The 20,907-nt window shown below is 75.7% G+C and carries 18 protein-coding genes; 12 read left to right on the top strand and 6 right to left on the bottom strand.

Features of this window, described 5'->3' with window-relative positions; all coding sequences use genetic code 11:
* Positions 1–28 precede the first annotated feature (28 nt).
* From C0216_RS17415 to C0216_RS17400, 4 genes are all read left to right on the top strand, one after another.
* A complete protein-coding gene (locus C0216_RS17415) occupies positions 29–322 on the top strand; it encodes a hypothetical protein (RefSeq protein ID WP_114056174.1) in 294 nt (97 codons plus the stop codon).
* 307 nt (positions 323–629) lie between these two features.
* A complete protein-coding gene (locus C0216_RS17410) occupies positions 630–1,601 on the top strand; it encodes a helix-turn-helix domain-containing protein (protein ID WP_162793249.1) in 972 nt (323 codons plus the stop codon).
* A 223-nt stretch (positions 1,602–1,824) separates the two neighbouring features.
* On the top strand, positions 1,825–2,100 hold the full coding sequence (locus C0216_RS17405; RefSeq protein WP_114056172.1) for an isoamylase early set domain-containing protein: 276 nt from the start codon (positions 1,825–1,827) through the stop codon (positions 2,098–2,100).
* A 501-nt stretch (positions 2,101–2,601) separates the two neighbouring features.
* Positions 2,602–3,603 (top strand): helix-turn-helix transcriptional regulator, encoded by a 1,002-nt coding sequence (locus C0216_RS17400; protein WP_246042594.1) that lies wholly within the window; start codon positions 2,602–2,604, stop codon positions 3,601–3,603.
* A 21-nt stretch (positions 3,604–3,624) separates the two neighbouring features.
* On the opposite strand, the gene C0216_RS17395 is transcribed toward C0216_RS17400, so the two are convergent.
* Positions 3,625–4,311, bottom strand: a complete 687-nt coding sequence (locus C0216_RS17395; RefSeq protein WP_114056170.1) for an HAD family hydrolase — start codon at positions 4,309–4,311, stop codon at positions 3,625–3,627.
* 314 nt (positions 4,312–4,625) lie between these two features.
* Here C0216_RS17395 and C0216_RS17390 point away from each other — a divergent pair, with 314 nt between their 5' ends.
* Together C0216_RS17390 and C0216_RS17385 are read left to right on the top strand one after the other, a co-directional pair.
* The gene (locus C0216_RS17390; RefSeq protein ID WP_114056169.1) at positions 4,626–5,186 is read left to right on the top strand and encodes a hypothetical protein; all 561 of its coding nucleotides are present in this window, start codon (positions 4,626–4,628) and stop codon (positions 5,184–5,186) included.
* Positions 5,183–5,815, top strand: a complete 633-nt coding sequence (locus tag C0216_RS17385; protein ID WP_246042593.1) for a hypothetical protein — start codon at positions 5,183–5,185, stop codon at positions 5,813–5,815. The genes C0216_RS17390 and C0216_RS17385 overlap by 4 nt, the downstream gene beginning before the upstream one ends.
* Positions 5,816–5,882: 67 nt before the next feature.
* Here C0216_RS17385 and C0216_RS17380 read toward each other — a convergent pair whose 3' ends face one another.
* The 4 genes from C0216_RS17380 to C0216_RS17365 all read right to left on the bottom strand — a co-directional run bounded on the left by C0216_RS17380 (position 5,883) and on the right by C0216_RS17365 (position 11,517).
* Positions 5,883–8,177: an immune inhibitor A domain-containing protein gene (locus tag C0216_RS17380; RefSeq protein ID WP_428985435.1), complete on the bottom strand. Its 2,295-nt coding sequence runs from the start codon at positions 8,175–8,177 to the stop codon at positions 5,883–5,885.
* A gap of 154 nt (positions 8,178–8,331) precedes the next feature.
* Entirely contained in the window at positions 8,332–8,739 is a 408-nt protein-coding gene (locus C0216_RS17375) for a hypothetical protein (protein WP_114056167.1), read from the bottom strand.
* Positions 8,740–9,106: 367 nt separating this feature from the next.
* Positions 9,107–10,624 carry a glycerol kinase GlpK gene (gene glpK / locus C0216_RS17370; protein ID WP_114056166.1) on the bottom strand — a complete coding sequence of 506 codons (1,518 nt, stop codon included), beginning with the start codon at positions 10,622–10,624 and terminating at the stop codon, positions 9,107–9,109.
* 47 nt (positions 10,625–10,671) lie between these two features.
* A complete protein-coding gene (locus tag C0216_RS17365; protein ID WP_114056165.1) occupies positions 10,672–11,517 on the bottom strand; it encodes an MIP/aquaporin family protein in 846 nt (281 codons plus the stop codon).
* A gap of 304 nt (positions 11,518–11,821) precedes the next feature.
* On the opposite strand from C0216_RS17365, the gene C0216_RS17360 reads away from it, so the two are divergent.
* The 3 genes from C0216_RS17360 to C0216_RS17350 all read left to right on the top strand — a co-directional run bounded on the left by C0216_RS17360 (position 11,822) and on the right by C0216_RS17350 (position 13,550).
* Entirely contained in the window at positions 11,822–12,484 is a 663-nt protein-coding gene (locus tag C0216_RS17360; RefSeq protein ID WP_114056164.1) for a lysophospholipid acyltransferase family protein, read from the top strand.
* 154 nt (positions 12,485–12,638) lie between these two features.
* A complete protein-coding gene (locus tag C0216_RS17355; RefSeq protein ID WP_114056163.1) occupies positions 12,639–13,013 on the top strand; it encodes a hypothetical protein in 375 nt (124 codons plus the stop codon).
* A 174-nt stretch (positions 13,014–13,187) separates the two neighbouring features.
* Entirely contained in the window at positions 13,188–13,550 is a 363-nt protein-coding gene (locus C0216_RS17350) for an ArsR/SmtB family transcription factor (RefSeq protein WP_114056162.1), read from the top strand.
* Between the two features lie 63 nt (positions 13,551–13,613).
* On the opposite strand, the gene C0216_RS33540 is transcribed toward C0216_RS17350, so the two are convergent.
* Positions 13,614–14,849 carry a hypothetical protein gene (locus C0216_RS33540; RefSeq protein ID WP_162793248.1) on the bottom strand — a complete coding sequence of 412 codons (1,236 nt, stop codon included), beginning with the start codon at positions 14,847–14,849 and terminating at the stop codon, positions 13,614–13,616.
* A 292-nt stretch (positions 14,850–15,141) separates the two neighbouring features.
* On the opposite strand from C0216_RS33540, the gene C0216_RS17340 reads away from it, so the two are divergent.
* The 3 genes from C0216_RS17340 to C0216_RS17330 all read left to right on the top strand — a co-directional run bounded on the left by C0216_RS17340 (position 15,142) and on the right by C0216_RS17330 (position 20,842).
* Positions 15,142–16,632 carry a glycoside hydrolase family 18 protein gene (locus tag C0216_RS17340; protein ID WP_114056161.1) on the top strand — a complete coding sequence of 497 codons (1,491 nt, stop codon included), beginning with the start codon at positions 15,142–15,144 and terminating at the stop codon, positions 16,630–16,632.
* Between the two features lie 139 nt (positions 16,633–16,771).
* Complete coding sequence (locus C0216_RS35060) at positions 16,772–19,015, top strand: SpoIIE family protein phosphatase (protein WP_162793247.1); 2,244 nt, start codon at positions 16,772–16,774, stop codon at positions 19,013–19,015.
* A gap of 363 nt (positions 19,016–19,378) precedes the next feature.
* Entirely contained in the window at positions 19,379–20,842 is a 1,464-nt protein-coding gene (locus C0216_RS17330; RefSeq protein ID WP_114056160.1) for a hypothetical protein, read from the top strand.
* Positions 20,843–20,907: the final 65 nt, after the last annotated feature.

Here is a 20,907-nt window from a genome sequence, read left to right as displayed (position 1 = left end):
GCGGGCCGCCGCCGGGCAGGAGCGGACCATGGACACGGCAGACACGGCAGACACGGCAGACGGGAGTCCCGCCCGCACGCGCGAGGCCGGCCCGGCGCCGCTCCAGCTCCCCGACGAGGGCGCCATGGTCGACGAGCACGGGCGCCCGCCCGGCGCCCCCTCCCGCCGCGGCACCGGCTCCACGGCGCCCCCGGCCGACCCCGAGCGGTATGCCGCCGCCAACGCGGGCCCCGGCCCGCCGACGGCCCTGGAGCGCCCCGCGCCCGCCGACCCGCCAGACCCGCCCGTACACCCCGCCCGCGCCCGCCCACGGGCCCGGTGACCCGCCCCTCCCGCCGGCGCGGGAGCCGCGCAAGGAGTTTCGTTTCCGGGACGGCCGGGCGCCCCCGTACCGCGGTTCCGGTGAATCCGGCCCGTACCCCCGCACGCGGCCCAGTAAGGTGCGGCCCGTGGAGCGCAGGGACGATGCCGGGCGACTGACCGGGACGGGCAGCGACGGCGGCGGCACCGGCGGCCGCCCCGGCCCGGGACGCGACGGGCCGGGCCGGCCCCGGGCCTTAACCCGGTCGGGCGACGGCGCCCGGCACCGCGCAACCCCGCCGGACGGCCCCGCGGCCGTCGCGGATGCCGTGCACAGCACCCTCTTCCGGACCACGTCCGCCGACGAGACCCGCGCCTACCTCGCCGAGGCGTACGGCACCGCCGTCCGCCTCGGCTCCGCCGCGCGCAGCGGCTCCGTCTTCCACCACGAGCGGCGCACCTCCGGCGCCCTCTGCCTGGACCAAGGCCGCCTGGCCGCCTCGGTCGTCTACGACGTGCAGCCGCTCGACCACCTTCTCGTCCTCGACGTGCTCGGCGGCCGGGTGCGGCTCGACTGCGGCCGCTCCGGCGCGTACGCCGCCGGCGGCGTCCTCCTCGCCGCCGCGCCCGGCACGCCCATGCGCACCGCCGTCGAGCACATGCACGCCCGCGCCGCCGTCCTCCACCCCGGGCTGCTGCGCGACGTCGCCGGACTGCCGCCCGACGCGCCCATCCCGCCCGGCCTGCACACCGCCGACGCGCCCGCCGAGACCGCCCGCTGGCGCGCCGCCGTCCGCTACGCCTGGAGCCTGCTGGACAGCGGCCCCGCCGCCACCGGCCCCGGCACGCCCCTCGTGAGGGACGCCGCGGCCCGCCTCCTCGCGGCCGTCGCCCTGGAGGCCTTCCCCGGGTTCCGCACCCGCCCCGACCCCCTCGCACCGGGGGCGGGGCGCGTCGGCCCGGCCGTCCTGCGCCGCGCCGCGGAGTTCGCGCACGACCACGCCGACCGGGCCGTCGGCCCGTCGGACATGGCCGCCGCGGCCGGAGTCCCGCCCCGCGTACTGCACGCGGCGTTCGCCGCCGCCGTCGGCACCACGCCCCGCGCCTACCTGAGGCGCGTGCGCCTGATGCGGGCGCACGCCGACCTCGCCGCCGGGTCCGCCGCCGGCGTCCCGGCCGCGGTCGCGGCCGTCGCCGCCCGGTGGGGGTGGGGGCGGCCCGCGTTGTTCTCGAACGCGTACGCCGCCGTGTACGGGGAGCCCCCAGGCGAAACCTTGCGCCGGAGTCGGCCGTCCGGGTGAGCGGCGCATGGATTTCGCTTCGCGGACGGTCCCCGGCGCACGCGGGCCCGCGGCCCCAGGGGGTCCGCAGAGCGAAACGATCCGGCCCGCCCGGGCGTGTCGCCTCCCGCGCACGGCGCCGGCCCCGGGGTACACCTTGAGGGCCGCACGGCCGGGGCGGCCGCCCGCCAGTCGGCCGCCCCGGCGCCATGTCCCGGTACCACCCCCAGAGGAAGGAGCGCTCGTGCTGGAGCGCACCGCTCGCAAGAACCGCACCGAGGTGACGTTCGTCCTCCCGCCCGAGGAGCCCGCGGGCGACGTCAGCGTCGTCGGCGACTTCAACGGCTGGACGCCCGGTACCCACCGGCTGACCCCCCGGGCGGACGGGAACCGCGCCGTCACCGTGCGGCTGGAGGCGCAGCGGGTGCACCAGTTCCGCTACCTCGCCGCGGGCGACTACTGGTTCAACGAGGACGAGGCGGACGGCCGCGAGGGCGTCAACAGCCGCCTGACGACCTGACCGGCCCGCGCGGCCGGCCCGGGTGCGCAGCTCGGACTCGGGGGAGTTGCGCACCCGCCACGGCCGGCCCGCCCGGCCCGCCACCGCCTGTCCCGCCCGCGCCCGGTGCGGGCCCACGGCGGTGGCTTCTTTCTGCCCCTGAGCCTCCGGCCGCGTCAAAAGCGCCCACCCACGGCTGATCCGACCGGGTGATGTGCAGGTGCTCTTCGTTATCCGGATACATTCGGCCGGGTCCCGGCAGCGGGCGGGAGACTCGGGCCGGTGCGCGAAACTCAGCCCGGCCGCCCTGCCGCCGGGCGATGGCGGTGGGGCCGGTCCATGGGATAGGTGTTGCGCCTCGACCCCCTCACCGAGGCGGAGGGGAGCCGGGGAAACGGGGCGGACACGGGCAGGAGTTCCGACACCCCGTGCTCGGGCCGGTACGAGCTCCCGCGTCCGGCCCGGGCGAAGCCCCCCGGCGGACGGGCTGGGGATGCGATGCGGACGGGAGGGAGGGATCCGATGCCCCTGACCCCCGAACCCGGGTGCCGCCGGTACGCGGCGAGCAGCCCCGAAGCCGCCCGCGCCTTCCTGGAGGAGGCCTACGGATCCCGGCTCCGCATGTGCGCGCCGGCCCCGCCCGGGGCCCCCTACCGCCTGGTCCACACCGACACCGGCGCATTCGCCGGCGGCGAGATCGATCTGCCCGGCCGGCTGCACGTCACCTCCGGCCCGCCCGGCTGCCTGGTCGTCGCCGTGGTACGGGCCGGCCGGGCCGAGCTGCGCGACGGGCCCGACGAGTACCGGCTCGCCGCCGGCCAGGTCTTCCTCGGCGGCCGCCTCGGCAGCGCCCGCACCGCCCGCACCGAGGACATCCGGCTGCGCACCGTCACCGTGCCCTGGGCGCTGGTCCGCGCCGCCGCCCGGCAGGCCGGCCCCCTCCCCGCGGGGGGCACCGTACGGTTCACCGGACTGCTCCCGCTCGACGCGGCGCGGGCGGGGACATGGCAGCGCACCGCCGAGTTCGTCCACAGCACCCTCCTCGTCCCGGAGGCGGCCGCCTCGCCGCTGGTGCTCGGGGAATCGGCCCGGCTGCTGGCGGCGACCGCCCTGAGCGTGTTCCCGAACAACGCACTCGGCTGTCTGGAGGGGCCTCCGCGGCCGCGGGACGGCCGGGACGCCACCTCCGGCACGCTGCGCCGCGCCATCGCCTTCATCGAGAGCAACGCCGACACCGACATCGGCCTCGCGGAGATCGCGGCCGCCGTGCCCGTCACGCCCCGCGCACTCCAGTACGCCTTCGCCCGGCACGCCGACACCACCCCGCTCGGCTACCTGCGGCGGGTGCGGCTGGCGCACGTACACGCCGAACTCCAGGCCGCGGAGCCGGGCGACGGCCTGACCGTCACCGCGATCGCCGCCCGGTGGGGCTTCGCGCACGCAGGACGCTTCGCGAGCGCCTACCGGCAGGCGTACGGGACGACGCCCTCGCACACCTTCCGCACCCGCAGCCCGGCCCGCTGACTCCCCGGGGCGGTCCCGGCCTCAGCCGCCGGAGGAGGGCAGCCGGGCGAAGGGGCCCGTCCCCAGACCGGTGAGCACGTCCCGCGGCCCCTCGTAGACGGCCTCGGCGCCGGCCGCCCGCAGATCCCCGGCGGGGATGCCGCCCGACAGGACGCCGACCCGGGCCACCCCCGCCCGTACGCCCGCCCGCATGTCCCACACGGTGTCGCCGACGAACACGGCCCGGTCCGCCCCGACACCCGCGAGGCCGAGGGCCTGGTGCAGGGGCTCCGGATGAGGCTTGCCGCGCTCCACGTCGTCCGCGCTGGTCCAGGCGGTGATGGCGTCGTCCGCGCCGATCGCCCGCCGCAGCGCGTCCAGTTGGGCCCCCGACGCCGACGTGACCAGGACGACCTCCCAGCCGTCGCCCGCGAGCCGGCGCAGCAGGTCCGCGGCCCCGTCCAGGGCGGGCAGCCGGTCGTAGTACGTCGCATACAGCACGCCGTGCGCGGTGGCGATCCACTCCCGCTCCTCCTCGTCGCCGGGGCCGAGGAGGTGCGCGAGCAGGTCGTCGCCGGGCAGGCCCACCGCGCGGTGCACGGCTCCCATGGGCACCCGGTGCCCGGACTGGCGCAGGGCCTCCCACCAGCACACGACGTGCAGGTGGTTGGTGTCGGTGAGGGTGCCGTCGATGTCGAACAGAGCGGCCCGCCCCGCGCCCCCGGTCACAGCCGCCCCCGTCCGGTCCGGGCCGCGGCCGGGCCGCCCCGGCTCTGACGGGCCGGGTGGACGGCGGGCAGACGTGTCGGCTCGGCTTCGGAACGCTTCCTCACGGGTGCTCTCCTCTCGGGCCGCTCCGGCTCGGCAGCCGCGCCCGCGCGCTCGCACGGCGCGCCCGCCCGGAGCCGCGCCTGCCCCGCCCGGCCGCCCGGAAACACGGGGCCGCCGCCGGCCGGTGCCGCCGGACACGGGCGGCGGGCGCGTTTCGCCGCAACCGGCAGGGGCAGGTGCCGTGAGCTTCGACGCAAGGCCATGGAGGCACCATGTCAACGGAAACCCTCGTCGTGATCATCGTGGCCTGCGCCTTGGTGCTGATCCTCATCGGCGTAGGCGTGTGGATGGCGACCCGCCGACGCCGTCTGCAGCGCCGGTTCGGCCCCGAGTACGACCGCACGGTCGAGCAGTCGGGCGGCCGCAGGTCCGCGGAGCAGGAGCTGCGGGGCCGCGAACGGCGCCACGACTCCCTGGAGATCCGGGAACTCCCGCCCGAGGCTCGGGAGCAGTACGCCCGGGACTGGGGGCGGATCCAGGAGCGGTTCGTCGACCAGCCGCAGACGGCCGTGGCCGACGCCGACTCCCTCGTCACCCGCGTCATGCGGGACCGCGGCTACCCGACCGACGGCTACCGGCAGCAGCTCCAGGACCTGTCGGTGGAACACGGCCGCACCCTGGAGCACTACCGCAGCGCCCACGACGTACACATCCGCGGCGGCGCCGGAAACGCGACGACGGAGGAACTGCGCGGGGCGATGGTGCACTACCGGGCCCTGTTCGACGAACTCCTCGTCGCCCCCGGGGGCCGGCAGCGGACGGAGGAGCCATGAACGACCACGCGACACGCGACCCCGACGACTTCCGGTCCGCCGACGAAGGCACCGGATCCGCCGACACGAGCCGGTCGTACGGCGGGCTGACCACCGAGGAACTGGCGCAGCCGCACGGCGGACCGGCCACGGACACGGGCGCCGGGAGCGGCGCCCCGGCCTACCCGGGCGAGGCCGCCCCGCTGCCCGGATCCGCGGACGAGGACACGGCAGAGGACACGGCAGAGGACAGGGCAGAGGACCCGGCGGAGGGCAAGTCCGAGGACCAGGCCGAGGGCCAGTCCGAGGACGCCGGTACCGCGGCCGGAACCGGCGCCCGCGCCGACACCGCCGACACCGCCGACGCGGACCGGGGCGGCGGCCAGCGGCTGATGCCGGAGTCCGAGGCCGCGGAGTTCCGCGAGCGGTGGAGCCGCATCCAGAGCGACTTCGTCGACGACCCGCGGGAGTCCGTCCGCGCGGCGGACGAGCTGGTGGCAGCCGTCATGCAGCACCTCGCCGGCACGTTCGCCTCCCACAAGGAGGAGTTGGAGAAGCAGTGGGGCAGCGGCGAGGAGGTCGCCACGGAGGACCTCCGGCTGGCCTTCCGGCGCTACCGCTCCTTCTTCGACCGCCTGCTCACCACCTGACCCCGACCCCCCGCCGCCGGGCGGCCCGCCGACTCGTCAGGGCCGGCGGGCCGCTCCCGTCAGGGCGTCAGGGCGACGGGCTGACCTGCACCGTGGCCAGCGCGCCCCCGGCGGCCTCCTTCACCACCGCGATCCGCGTCCCGGTGTCGGGCACCTTCACCCCGACCTGCGGCAGGTCCGGATGCCAGTACGAGCCGCGGCGGTCGTCGAAGACCGGCACGCCCGGCCGCGCCGGGACCACCGTCCGCGCCCCCGCCTTGTGGAGCACGATCCGGTCCGAGGCCCGCAGCGAGAACGGCGCGTCGAACGTCTGGGCCCGGGCGTTCAGCAGCGAGCCGTCCGCGTGCCGCAGCGGCTCCGGCCGGGCGTCGACCGGCAGGAGCATGCCGGCGCCCGGGTGCGCCTTCGTGGTGTTGTCGCTGTAGGCCGTGTCCCACAGCCAGATCAGCACGCCCTGCTGGTACGGGTAGAACTCCACCCGGTCGCCGGTGAACCCGAAGTTGTACGGGCCCGTTTTCAGGTACGCCCCGTACCCGGTGTGGCGGCGGTTCTCGACCAGGTACGCGCGCGGGTGCTCCGCACTGCCCGTACGCCCCTCCGTACGCGACCACTTGACCGCCGTCCAGCCGTTGGCGCCCTGCTCCGCGCCGTCGTGCAGCACCTCGCGGCCGTCCGCCGTGATCCGGATGTCGTCGAACGCGACGCCCCTGCCGTGCGTGTTGCCGTCGGAGGTCACCCGCAGCCGCAGCCGGAAGGACGTGCCCGCGAACCGGTCCAGCGGGACGGACAGTTCCGCCCAGCCGCCCGAGGTGCCGGATACGCCCTTCGCGGGGACCGGCACCCCGCCGACCGTGCCGGACAGGGCGGTCCACACCGCGCCGCCGTCGGTGGAGGCCTCCACCGTCAGGAAGTCGAAGTCCTGCTCGATGTTGTACCAGACGCGCGCATCCAGCCGGGCCGGCCGCCCCGCCGCCGCCGTCAGGTCGACCGTCCTGTCCAGGGTGTTGTCCATGAGGTCCCCGGTGCCGCTCCACCACTGGCTCGCGCCCTCGTACGGGTCGGCCAGCTCGGTGCGCGTCACCGACGGCGGCAGGTGCACGAGCAGCGCCTGCGGGTCCCCGGTGTGGTAGCCGGACACGCCGAGCACGGCGCGCGTCCTGCGGCCCGCGTCCGCCTCCGTGTAGTCGAGCCAGCCCAGCTGGAGCTTGCTCCACGGGTCGAGGTCGCCGGGGAACGCGCCGGTGGTGTTGCGGCCCTTGGCGAGGTACGAGCCGGAGGACATCAGCGACCAGAAGTTGACGCTGTTGTCGCCGTCCGAGCTGTACAGGTCGGGCAGGCCCAGGTCGTGGCCGTACTCGTGGGCGAACAGGCCGGCGCCGCTGTTCTCGCCGCCCGTCAGGTAGTCGCCCGCCCAGATGCCGCTGTCGCCGACGGGCGTGCCGCCCGCCTTGTTGCCGTCGGGCCCGGCACTGCCGGCCCGGTCCCAGTACGCGAACCAGCGGTGCGCCCAGACGGCGTCCTCGCCCTGGGCGCCGCCGCCCCACGTCTGGTCCTTGCCGGCGTGCACGATCACCAGGTGGTCGAGGTAGCCGTCCGGCTCGTCGAAGTTGCCGTCGCGGTCGGCGTCGTAGCGGTCCCACACGTCGTACTCGGCGAGCTGCGCCCTGATCTGCTGCGGCGTACGGCCCTTCGCGCGCTCCGCGTCGTACCAGGCGGCGGTGGCGTCGCGGACCATGTCCCAGTTGGTGCGGCACTGGCCCGGCTCGGAGCAGTTGTCGGTGCCGTAGCGGGCTTCGTTCCAGGGGAGCCGCACCCAGTCGGTGACGTGCCCGTCCATGTCGTAGCGCCCCGAGGACTGGAGGCGGTAGTAGGCCCGCACGGACGCCGACCGCGGCTCGGTGGAGAAGAACTGCTCCTGGTAGTAGGCGCGGTCGAAGTCCTTCCGCCACAGGGTGTGGTTGTCCTCGCGGGACGGCTTGCCGATCGTGTTGTGGCGGGGCCCGGGGGTGCCGCCGAAGCGGGGCTTGCCCTCGAACTCGGTCGTCGTGTCCACCTGGTCGCCGAACTCGGCGAGGATGACGAAGACCTTGTCCGTGCGCTCCCGGGCGAGTTCGACGTACCGGTCGCCGACCTTGGCCTGCCGGGGCACGGTGCCCGGGCGCCGCTGCTCGCGGAGCCCGGCGGCCCCGCCGGCGGCGATGCCCTCGAGTGCCTGGCGGCGCAGGGCCTGGCGCTCCCGCTCCAGCGGGGCGGGGGGCGGGGCGGCGGCGTGCTCGGCCCGGGCGCCGGGTGGCGGGGGAGGGGGTGCGGATGCGGCGAGGGCGGGGGTGGTGAGCAGCGCGAGCGATATCGACGCTGCCACCACGGCGAGTCTGCGCAACGTGGCGGCCCTTTCACTGGGTGGGGCATGCAGAAGCGCAGGTAATATTTCACATGTGACAGGTCATGGGTAGAGGTGATGCGGCGGTGAAACCACCCGCATCCCCGAGCCGCCCGGCGGACGTCCCGCCCTGCGGCTACCGCCCCTCGGGCATGACCGCGGCCCGGAACTCCGGCACGGAATCAGCGCCGGCGTACAGCGTCTGCGCCATCACCACCCCCGCGTCCCCGAGGTCCAGCCGGACCGGCCGGCGCAGGCGGACGGCGACGTTCACCGTCTCCTCGGCCGAACACGCCACCGCGGCCGGGTCGCCCGGCACAGGACGCGGACCGCGCCCCGGAACGCTCCGCAGCGCCGCCCCCACGGAGCCGACCGCCCCGCGCGGCACGCTCACCTCCCCGTACAGGCCGGTACGCAGCACCAGCCGCTCCCCGGTGACCTGGTGCCCCGCACGCCACAGTGCAGCCGCCGCTCCCACGAAGCCGAGCACCAGTACGCCCTCCAGCAGCACCCCGTGTGCCGTGCGGAGCGCCGGGGGCAGCACCGAGGACAGGAGGAACGCCGCGACGAGCTCCGCCCCCGCCAGCCCCAGCAGCGCCTGCCGCTGCCCCGCGGAGTGCCGGACCCCCGGCCCGCCCGCGCCCCGGCCCGAGCGGTCGCCGCCCGGGTGACGACTGTCATCGGACAGCCGTGAAAACCCCCTGTCAGAGGCGGTCCGGGCCCGGGGCGGGCCGCATCGACGTTCCCGCCCCCGCCTCCTTCGACAAGCCCGGCCTCGGCGCACAGCACCGCCGGCGCCCCCACGCCCGCACCGGGCAGCCGGAACACCGCCGCCCGCGTGCCTCGTTCCCCGCCGGGCGCCAAAGAGCAGGCACGCCCGGTGCCTGCCCTGGCCACGGCCGGCCACAGCGCTAGTCGACCGTGGCCCAGTCCAGGGTGCGCTCCACCGCCTTCTTCCAGCCCGCGTAGCCCTCCGCCCGCCGGTCCTCCGACCACTGCGGCTCCCAGCGCTTCGACTCCTGCCAGTGCGTGCGCAGTTCGTCGCCGTCCCGCCAGAAGCCGGTGGCGAGGCCGGCCGCGTACGCGGCGCCCAGCGCGGTGGTCTCGGCCACGACGGGGCGGCTCACCGGGACGCCGAGGACGTCGGCCTGGATCTGCATGCACAGGTCGTTGGCGGTGACGCCGCCGTCGACCTTCAGCACGTCCAGATGGACGCCGGAGTCCTGCTCCATCGCCTCGACGACGTCGCGGCTCTGGTAGCAGATCGCCTCCAGCGTCGCCCGCGCCAGGTGCTCGTTGGTGTGGTAGCGGGCGAGTCCGACGATCGCGCCGCGCGCGTCCGACCGCCAGTACGGGGCGAACAGGCCGGAGAAGGCGGGCACGAAGTACATCCCGCCGCTGTCCTCGACCGCCGCCGCGAGCCGCTCGCTCTCCGCCGCGCTCGTGATGATCTTCATCTGGTCGCGCAGCCACTGCACCGCGGACCCGGTGACCGCGATGGACCCCTCCAGCGCGTACACGGCGGGACTGTCGCCGAACCGGTAGGCGACGGTCGTCAGCAGCCCGTGCCGGGAGCGCACCAGCTCCGTGCCGGTGTTCAGCACCAGGAAGTTCCCGGTGCCGTACGTGTTCTTCGCCTCGCCCGGCGCGAAGCAGACCTGGCCCACGGTGGCCGCCTGCTGGTCGCCGAGCACACCGGTGATCGGGACGGCCGCGCGCAGCGGGCGGGAGGTGCGGGTCGTCCCGTACGCCTCGGGGTGCGAGGAGGCGTTGATCGCGGGGAGCATCGCCCGCGGGACGCCGAAGAAGCCCAGGAGTTCGTCGTCCCAGTCGAGCGTCTCCAGGTTCATCAGCATCGTGCGGCTGGCGTTGGTGACGTCGGTGGCGTGGACGCCGCCGTCGGGGCCGCCGGTCAGGTTCCACAGCACCCAGCAGTCGGTGTTCCCGAACAGGGCGTGGCCCTGTTCCGCCGCCTCGCGCACACCGTCGACGTTCTCCAGGATCCACTGGATCTTCCCGCCCGAGAAGTACGTCGCCGGCGGCAGCCCGGCCTTCCGGCGGATCACCTCGCCCCGGCCGGACCGCTCCAGCGCGGCCGCGATCGCGTCGGTGCGGGTGTCCTGCCACACGATCGCGTTGTAGTACGGGCGGCCGCTCCGCGGGTCCCACACGACGGTGGTCTCGCGCTGGTTGGTGATGCCGATGGCCGCGAGGTCCTCCGGGGCGAGGCCGCCGTGCCGCAGCGCGTTCTGGATCACCGAGTTGGTGCGCTCCCAGATCTCCACCGGGTCGTGCTCGACCCATCCGGGGCGGGGCAGGATCTGCGCGTGCTCCAACTGGTGCTTCGCCACCTCGTTCCCGCCGTGGTCGAAGATCATGAAACGGGTGCTGGTGGTTCCCTGGTCCACCGCGCCGACGAAGTCCGCCATGGGTGCCGCCTCTCGTAGGGACAGGGTGGGGCCGGGCCGGTGCCGGGTCACTCCTCCGGGACCGGCATGCGGCCGGGGGGTTCCGGTTCGGCGGTCGGCAGGTAACGGCCGACGAAGAACTTGTAGAAGGCCCCGCCGACGACGGCTCCGATCAGCGGGCCGGCGATCGGCACCCAGAAGTAGAGGTTGCCGTACTGGTCCCGCCAGGCCCCGCCGTAGCCCGTGAGGAAGCTCGCGAGCCGCGGCCCGAAGTCGCGGGCCGGGTTGATCGCGTAGCCCGCGTTGGTGCCCCAGGCCATGCCGATCGCCACGACGATCAGGCCGATGACGAACGGCGCCAGGTTCGCGCCCGGCGGGGTGTTGAACAGGTCCGTGACCGCGAGGACCAGCAGCATCAGGATCGCGGTGCCGATGATCTGGTCGCGGAAGGCCCCCCACTCGTACACCGGCAGGTTCGTGTTGCCGTTCGCCGGGAGGGTGGAGAAGACACCCTGCGTCTTGATGGTGTGCCCCGGGTCCGCCGCTGCCAGGGCCTCGGAGTAGTTCCAGCGGACCAGCAGCGCGGCCACGAAGGCGCCCGCCGTCTGCGCGACGGCGTAGGGGGCGACCTTCTTCCACGGGAACCCCTTGAAGACCGCGAGCGCCACCGTCACCGCCGGGTTGATGTGCGCGCCGCTCAGGCGCGCGGCCACGTACACGCCGAGGGTGACGCCGAGGCCCCACGCCCAGGCAATGCTGTCGTGGTCGCCGAGGCCGCCCGCGGGATCCGTCAGGGCCCCGCCGGCGACGACCTGCGCGACCACGCCGCAACCGAACAGGATGAGAACCATGGTCCCGGCGAATTCGGCGGAGAGTTCGCCGACCAGCCCGGACCGCTTCAATCGCTCAGCCATGGAAGTCCCGCTTCCCGCCGGCCCAGGACCGGCCATAGCCCGAGTCCTCCCGCTCAACCCGCCGCCCGGAGGGGCGCGCAGGGTGATCCTTGCCCAGAGTGCAGCACCGGGCCCGCTCCCGCACCCGGGAGACCGCCGGGCCCGCCTGCCTCCGCTGCATGAGCATGCGCCGCGGCACGGCCCGCCGCGGATGGGTACCGCGCCGGGCCGTCCTGAGTACGACCGCTCATGCCCCGGGCACCGCCCGCCGCCGACCATGGCGGCACGCGGTGGGGAACACCGCGGTGGAGAACGGAGAACCGCCATGCTCAGCCGCCTCGCCGACACCCTCGTGCCCGCGTTCGGACGCCTGTCCGTGACCACGCACACCGGGGCCCACCTCGCGCCGGGCAGCATCATCGCCGCCAACCACACCTCCCTCGCCGACCCGGCCGTCGTCCTCGCGGCCCTGCGCCGCCTCGGCGTCGAACCGGTCGTGATGGCCGCCGCCGGACTGTGGCGGATTCCCGTCCTCGGCCCGCTCCTCGTCCGCGAGGGGCACATCCCCGTCCGCCGCGGCCACCGCAGCGCCGCCGACGCCCTGGACCTGGCCGAAGCCGCCCTGGAGCGCGGCAGGCTCGTCCTCATGTACGCCGAGGGAGGCATCCCCGCCCGCCCGGACGCCGGCGAGGCCGCGCCCGGCGCCTTCCGCAGCGGACTCGCCCGGCTGGCCGAGCGCACCGGCGCGCCCGTCGTCCCGCTCGGGCAGGCCGGCGCCCGGCGCGTGACCTCCGGCAGCGCGGCCAAGCAGATCGCCGGCCTGGCCACCGCGCCCCTGCGCCGCCCCGGCCTCCACGTCCACGTGGGGGCGCCGGTCGGCCTCACCGGCGACAGCGCCGCCCGCACCCGGCAGGCCCGCCGGGCCGTCACCGAAGCCTGGCGGACGGCCGCGGCGCACCTCGACGGGCCGGCCGCGCTCGCTGCCTGACGGTGATCAGCAGGACCGTCCACCGTACCCAACAGGCGTTGGTTTTGAGCCGAATTCACGGATCCGCCCGTACGCCGCCGCAGGATCGGTAGCGTCCCGTCACGGAAGATCCGGCGCCGGATGAACGGCGAAAGCAGTACGACGGAGGACGGCCATGGCCAACGTGGAAGTTTCGCTGAAGGAAGCGATGACCGCGATCGACGGTGCGCTCGGGGCGGCGCTGGTGGACTACACCAGCGGTATGGCCCTGGGAACCCTCGGCGGCGGCAAGGAGCTGGACCTGACGGTCGCCGCGGCGGGGAACACGGACGTGATCCGGGCGAAGGTCCGCACGATGGAGATGCTCGGGCTCCAGGACGACCTGGAGGACGTGCTCATCACGCTCGGCGGCCAGTACCACCTGATCAGGCTGCTGCGCAGCCGCAGCGGCGCGGGCCTGTTCCTCTACCTGGTGCTGGACAAGGGCAAGTCCAACCTGGCGATGGCCCGCCACCAGCTCCGCCGCATCGAGGCGGAACTGGAGCTCTAGCGGCGCGTTCCCACCGGCCCACGCATGCCCACGACTTGAAGACATCTTCAAGTCCACACATCCGAAACCGGTCAACTTCGGGTGCGCGCGGGTCGGCGGGACGCGACGATGGTGGGGAGGCCGCGCCGGGCGGGGCGCGGCCACGGTCCGAGGAGCAGCAGGAGCGTCGTGGGTATGCAGGTGCCGCTGTACCAGGCGAAGGCCGAGTTCTTCCGGATGCTCGGCCACCCGGTCCGCATCCGGGTCCTCGAACTCCTGCAGGGCGGGCCGATGCCCGTCCGTGAACTGCTCGCCCAGATCGACATCGAGGCGTCCAGCCTCTCCCAGCAGCTGGCCGTCCTGCGGCGCTCGGGGATCGTGGTGTCCACCCGCGAGGGCTCCACGGTCACCTACGCCCTGGCCGGCGGCGACGTCGCCGACCTGCTGCGGGCCGCCCGCCGCATCCTGACCGAGATGCTGGCCGGGCGGAACGAACTGCTCGCCGAGCTGAGGCAGGGCCCGCCGAGCCAGCCCGAACCGGCCCCGGCCCGCACCTGAGCGGGTCGGGGCGGCGGGACGACGGGACCGGCCGGGGGCGGCGCTTCGGCGCCCCGCCGGGCGTCAGCCGTGTGGTCCCGACGGCTTCAGGCCGCGCCGGACCACCGGGGCCGGGGTCGTCCGCTGCACCCAGGGCTCGTCCCAGACGAAGCCCGCCCCGTTGACATCGCCGTGCGTCTGCCAGACCGCGCCGGCTGCCGTGACGACGTTGACGTAGGCGTCATCGCCCTGGGCCTCGATGCCGATGGCACAGGCGCCGGCCGGATAGCCGGGGTTGGCGGGGTCCGTGCCGACGGCGACGGGGTTCGTCAGGTCCTGCCAGGCGATGACAGGACCACCGAAGGGAACCGCCCGCCCCGCGAAGGCGGTGCCGTCCGTGAGCACCGCGTGGAACCCCTCCGCGCGCGACGGGGCGTAGCTGTCGATGTCGGAACACGGCCCGGCGGCCCCGGTCGCGCCCGTGGCTCCGGTCGCGCCCGTGGCCCCGGTGGCGCCCGTGGCGCCCGGGGCCCCTGTCCCGCCGGTCGCACCGGTGGCTCCGGTGGCTCCGGTCGGGCCGGCGGGTCCGGCGGCCCCCGCAGCCCCTGCTTCACCCGCTGCCCCGGTGGGGCCGGTGGCTCCCGTGGCGCCCTGCAGCCCCGTTTCGCCGGTGGCCCCTGTGGCCCCGGTGGCGCCTGGGATGCCTGTGGTGCCGGTCGCGCCGGTCGCGCCGGTCGCGCCTGTGGCCCCGGTGACGCCTGGGATGCCTGTGGCGCCCGTCGCCCCCGGTGTCCCGTCCAGGCCGTCCTGCCCGTCCACGCCGTCGTCTCCGGCAGGGCCCGCCGGCCCGGCCGGACCCGTCGGACCCGTCGGGCCCGCCGGCCCCTTCGGTCCGGCCGGGCCCTTCGGCCCCACCGGCCCCGTGGGGCCCCTGCGGCACCCGGTGCGGTCGTCCCCTGCCGCCGTCTGCTGCGCGACCGCCGCAGGCTGCTGCCGGCTCTCCGTGTACCGGCCCAGCACGTCGGCCGCGAGGTAGTCGGGGGGCGCCTCGTCCACGCCGCCCGGCGGCGGACCGGCCTGCCCCGGCCGGGCAGCCGCCGCACCGGGCCCGAGCGGTGCGCCTTCGGGGCAGGGGCCCTCGTCTCCCGGGGCCGCCGGCGTGCCGGCGAGGGGGGCGGCGGCGCGCGGCACGACCGCGGCCGTAGGACTCGTGAGCCCCGTCAGCACGAGGGCGAGCGACGCGAGCGCGCCGCCCCTGAGCCAGGTGCCGCGGCCCGGAAGAGGGCCGAAGGAGGGCCGGGGGGTGCGCCCAGGGATCATGCACGTCTCCTCGACGAGGCGGTTGGTCCTCCGGCTTTTCGGACGGCAGCCCGCCGCCCTTGATGAGAAGGATCGTCATATGGGCGGATGGGCCTACGTATTTCGTCCTGACGGGTGCACGGCCGCCTACCGTGCGTGGCCGGCGCCCGTGCCCCGTTAACCCTTCCCGATCCCTTCCTTAAGCCCGCCTCAAGATCGGGGCAGCGGGGCCCGGACAGGCGTTCTGCCCGGTTCCGGCTCGCTAGCGTGCTGCCCCGTCCCCCCCGTCCCCGCACCGATGAGGCAGGCAGTCATGACCCGGAACTCACACCGCCGCAGGCTCGGCGGCAAGGCCAAGGCGGCCGGCGCGCTCGCCCTGACGGCAGCCGTCGGCGGCACCGCGCTCGCCCTGACCGGCACCGCCCAGGCCGCCTCGGCGGGCGCCGCCTTCACCCGGTCCAGCAGCTGGTCCACCGGCTACACCGGCCAGTACGTCATCACCAACACCGGCCGGGAGACCCTGAAGGACTGGACCCTGGAGTTCGACCTGCCCGCCGGCACGGCCCTCTCCTCCCTCTGGAACGGCGAACAGACCGTCAGCGGCAGCCGCGTCACCGTCAAGCCGCCCCGCTGGGCCACCGGGGGCCTCGCCCCCGGAGCCTCCACCACCGTCGGATTCGTCACCGCGGCCCAGAGCACCCCCGGCAACCCCACGGGGTGCCTGATCAACAAGGTCAAGTGCGGCCCCGGCACCGGCCCGGCACCCAGCCCCAGCGGCCGCCCCACCACCGCCCCCACGGCCACCGCCGCCCCCACCACCCGGCCGACGACCGGCCCGACGGCCACGGCCTCGCCCACCGCCCCCGCCCCGAAGCCCACCGCCACCTCCACCGGCCGCCCGCCCGGCGGCACGGGCGCCCGGTTCGCGCCGTACGTGGACACCTCGCTGTACCCGGCGTACGACCTCCTCGCCACCGCCGACCAGACCGGGGTCAAGGAGTTCAACCTGGCCTTCGTCACCTCGGGCGGCGGCTGCAACCCGATGTGGGGCGGCACCACCGCCCTCGGCTCCGACCGCGTCGCCTCCCAGATCGCGGCCCTGCGCGCCAAGGGCGGCGACGTCCGCGTGTCCTTCGGCGGCGCCGCCGGCTCCGAGCTCGCCCTCACCTGCTCCTCTGCGGCCGAGCTCGCGGCCGCGTACGGCAAGGTCGTCGAGGCGTACGGGCTCACCAAGGCCGACTTCGACGTGGAGGGCGCGGCCCTGCCCGACAAGGCCGCCAACACGCGGCGCGCCCAGGCCGTCGCGCTCCTGCAGAAGAAGCACCCCGGGCTCGACGTCTCCTTCACCCTGCCCGTCATGCCGGAGGGGCTGACCCAGCCCGGAGTCGACCTCCTCGCCGACGCCAGGCGCAACGGCGTGGCCGTCTCCGCCGTCAACGTCATGGCCATGGACTACGGGCCGGCGTACAGCGGCGACATGGGCGACTACGCCGTCCAGGCGGCCACGGCGACCCAGGCGCAGGTCAAGGGCGTGTTCGGGCTGTCCGACGCCGAGGCGTGGAAGAAGGTCGCCGTGACGCCGATGATCGGCGTCAACGACGTGGTGACCGAGATATTCACCGTCGAGGACGCCGGACAGCTCGCCGACTTCGCCCGCGCCAAGGGACTGGGCTGGCTCTCCATGTGGTCGGGGGCCCGGGACAAGCAGTGCCCCGGCGGCGCCAAGAACCAGGCCGACGCCACCTGCTCCTCCATTCTCCAGGAGCCGCTGGCCTTCACGAAGGCCTTCGCAGCCCGCTCCTGACCCCGGTCCCCCGTACGGCCGCCCCGACCGTGCCCGCCCGCCCGCCGCCCGCCGCCCGCCCGCCGCCCGCCCGCCGCGCGCCCGCCGCCCGGCCGTGCCCGGAGCGCGCGAAGGGCCGGCCTTGGGCCACCATGGTCACGTGGGAGACACACCGGCGCGGGACCCCGGTGCCGGCCACCGGCGGCTGGGCGAGGCGCTGCTCGACCTCCGCGCCGCGGCCGGCGCGTCGATCGGCATGCTGTACCTGCCGGCCCCCGCGCAGGGCATGCTGCACCTCGCGCTGACGATCGGCGTGGCCCGCGAATTCGCTGTCCCCTGGTCGCGGGTCGCGCTGCGGGACCCCATCCCTGTCGCGGACGCGGTCCGCGAGCGGCGGCTGGTGTGGCTGGGCGGCCGGGAGGAGACGGCGAGCCGGTACCCGCGCCTCGGCCTCGTCGTCCCCTACCGCTTCTCCCTCGCCGCCACCCCGCTCGACACCGACCCCGAGGCGGGCGCGGCGGCGGGCGCCGGCCTGGTCATGCTGTGGCCCGGCTCCCACGGGCCCGAGCTCGCCGAGCGCGAGAGGCAGGCCCTCGCGGCCGGGTGCGCGCGCCTGGCCGGCATCCTGCGCCGATCCGCCGGGGAGGGCCACCCGGTCCGCGCGGCCGCCCACCCGGTCATCCTGGCGCCGCGGCCGCCGCCCACCCCGGGACCCGTCGAGGCGGCCGCCGCCATGGCCTTCATCCGGCGGCTGCCCGGCGGGAGCTGCGCGCTGGACCTGAACGGGAGGATCACCTTCATCACGCAGGAGGCGGCCGACCTGCTGGGCTCCCCGGGCCGGCGGCTCGTCGGCGCGCTGCCGTGGGAGGCCCTGCCCTGGATGGACACCCCCGCGATCGAGGAGCACTACCGGGCGGCCGTGATGAGCCGGCTGCCGCGCAGCTTCACCGCCGTGCACCCGGCCGGCCACCGGGTGCGCTTCGACCTCCACCCGGACGACTCGGGCATCAGCGTCCGGATCACCGCCGGCGGCGTGCCTGCCGCGTCCGCCGCGGGCGCCCTCGGTCCCGACGAGGCCGTCGAACCGCCGCCTGCGTCCGCACCCGCCCGCTCCGGGCCGGCCGCGGACGCCGCCCGCCCGCCCACGGCGTCCGGGCCGAGCCCGGAGCAGAGCGTGGCGCCCGGCCCGAGCCGTGCCACCGCCCTCTACCAGCTGATGCACCTGGCGGCCAGTCTCACCGAGGCCGCGCACGCCCAGGACGTCGTCGACAAGGCGGCCGACCAGCTGGTGCCCGCCCTCGGCGCGCAGGCCATGGCCCTGCTCGTCGAGGAGGAGCGGCGGCTGCGGATCGTCGGCCACCGCGGCTACACGGACGAGCTCATGACCCGCTACGACGGCCTGCCCGTCACCGCCGAGAGCGCGACGACCGAGGTCATCCGCACCCGCACCCCGCTCTTCTTCGAGAGTCCGGCCGCACTGCGGGCCGCCTACCCCGGCTCCGACATCGAGGACGGGATGGGGGCCTGGGGCTTCGTCCCGCTCATCACCTCGAACCGGCCGGTGGGCTGCCTCGTGCTCGCGTACTCCCGCCCCCGGCCCTTCGCCGCCGGCGAGAAGGCCGTCCTCACCTCGATAGCGGGCCTGATCGCCCAGGCCCTGGAGCGCGCCCGGCTCTACGACTCGGCCTACCAGCTGGCCCGCAGCCTCCAGACCGGGCTGCTGCCCCACGACCTGCCGTACGTCCCCCGCCTGGAGGTGGCCGCCCGCTACCTGCCCGCCGGGCACGGCCTGGACATCGGCGGCGACTTCTACGACCTGATCCACATCGACGGCACGACGGCCGCCGCCGCGATCGGCGACGTCCAGGGCCACAACGTCGGCGCCGCCGCCCTCATGGGCCAGGTCCGCACCGCCGTGCACGCCTCGGCCGGCGCCCCGCCCGCCGAGGTCCTCGCCCGTACCAACCGGCTGCTCACCGACCTGGAGCCCGGCCTGTTCACCAGCTGCCTGTACGCGCACATCGACCTCGGCCGCCACCGGGCCCGCCTGGCCACCGCCGGGCACCCGCCGCCGCTGCTGCGCCGCGCCGACGGGACCGCGGAGGTCGTGGCCCTCCCGCCCGGGCTGCTGCTCGGCATCGACCCCGACGCCGGGTACACGGCTGCCGAGATCCCCTTCGAGCCGGGATGCCTGCTCGCGTTCTACACCGACGGGCTGGTCGAGAGCCCGGCCCTCGACATCGAGGAGACCATCGCCGGCGTCGCGGCCCACCTCGCCCGCGCCGCGGGGGACCGGCCACTCGAAGCCGTCGCGGACGACCTCCTCCGCCACGCCCGCGGCCGGGTGCCCGTGACCGACGACATCGCGCTCCTGCTGCTGCGCTCCCGCCTGCCCGGCGACTGACGCGCCGCCCCGCGCCCCGTACCGAGACCGCACCGCTCACTTCCGGACACGGGCGGCCGCGATCCCGACCACCCGCGGAACCGATCCCGCCGACCTGCCCGCCCTCCCCGCCGCACCGTTCCCGGCATCGCCCGCGGCAGCCGACGGCAGCAACGCCCTTGTCCGGCAAGGGCTTACCCGAGCAGGGACGCCTTCGATGCCGTTCGGGGGTAACAGACCGCGGCGCCCGGGACACGCGCCGTCGATCTCCCGGTACGCCCGTGATGGCCGGATACCGACGTTTGTGATGGACATGCCTGGCATGATGCGCCGCACGTTACTTGCCGGTAGCGCAACTCCCCCCAACCAGAAGGTCCTACGTACGTGCGCATTCTCGCCAGACGGCTCCTGCTCCCTGGCCTCACGACCCTGGCGCTCACCGCCACCGGCTGCTCCTCGGCACCCCAGCCCCCCGCGGCTCCCCCCACCTCCCTCGGACTGCCCGCCGCCCCGGCCCCCGTCGCCGACGGCACCCGGCAGCTCGAGGTCGCCGCGGCCCCGCAGGACGAGCCCGCCTCCGCAGGCATGGCCCGCGTCGGCGCCGGCAAGGGCACCCCGGAGAAGGCCGCGCTGAAGGTGGCCTCCTTCGACAAGGCGACCGGAAAGGCCGTCATAGCCCCCGCGCCGCCCAAGGCGCCCGCCCCGTCGAAGGACCCCAAGGGGTCCGCCCCCGCCCAGGAAACGCCCTCGCCCGGCGGCTCCCCGAGCAGCTCCGCCGCGCCGGACAAGCCCGTCGCCGTCGGCGACGTCATCGCCAGCGCCCCCGTCCCCGGAGCCCCGGACGGCCTCCTCGCGAAGGTCACCGAGGTCGGCCGCAAGACCGACCGCGGCATCGAGGTCAAGACCGCCCCGACGACCCTGTCCGCCGTCCTCAACGACGACAAGGCCGACGGCAAGGTCCCCGTCGACCCGTCCACCGTCACGGTCGAACCGCTGATGAAGGGCGTCACCTTCTCCTGGGCCAAGAGCCAGGGCCTGAAGTTCGGCCCCGAGGGCGCCAAGCTGCCCCTGGGCAACCTGCGCCTCGACGTGAACGCCCCCATCGAGACCGCCCCCGGCGCCCCCGTCTCCGCGGGCGCCTCGGTGTCCGGGTTCGTCCGGCTCGCGCCCACCGTCGAGTTCGCCTACGACGGCTCCGGCGGCACCGGCCCGCGCGGCGCCTTCCTCGGCTTGAGCGGCGACTGGGCCTCGCAGTGGAGCCTCAAGGGACACGCGGCCGCGACCACCGGCGGCCCGAAGCGGATCCCGTTCGCCAAGCTGCACAGCGCTCCCGTCATCCAGGTCGGCCCGGTGCCCGTCGTCGTCAACCTCGACCTGACCTGCTTCATCCAGGTGGAGGCCGACGGCCGCGTCACGCTGGAGGTCAAGCAGGACGTCAAGGGAGACTTCCGCGTCGGCGGCAGCTACGCATCCGGCAAGGGCTGGACCCCGGTCAGCACCTCGAAGGTGGAGAGCACCCCGGTGACGGCCGAGGTCGCCGCCGCCGGCAAGGTCAAGGCCGCGCTCGGCGCCGAGGCCGCAGTCGGCCTGTACGGGGCCGTCGGCGTCTCCGCCGAGTTCGCCCCCTACCTGCGCGGCGAGGGAGACGTGAAGGCCGCCGTCTCCAGCGACGGCAAGGCATCGGCCGGCGGCGCCTGGGCGCTGTACGGCGGCTTCGACCTGAGCGGCAACCTCCAGCTCCAGCTGTCGCTGTTCGGCACGCCGATCTTCGAACGGCGCATCCCGCTCGGCGCGCTCAACCGCGAATGGCACCTGGCCGGCGGCAAGGCCGCCGTCCGGCGCGGCTGACGACGCGCCGGGCACAGGACCCGGACGGCAGGGCGCGGCACGGCGGGGTCGAAACCCGCCGTGCC

It is taken from the genome of Streptomyces globosus (genome assembly GCF_003325375.1).
GTDB classification, from domain to species: domain Bacteria; phylum Actinomycetota; class Actinomycetes; order Streptomycetales; family Streptomycetaceae; genus Streptomyces; species Streptomyces globosus_A.
Note: the sequence above shows the minus strand (reverse complement) of the source record. Positions and strands in the feature narration are given on the sequence as shown.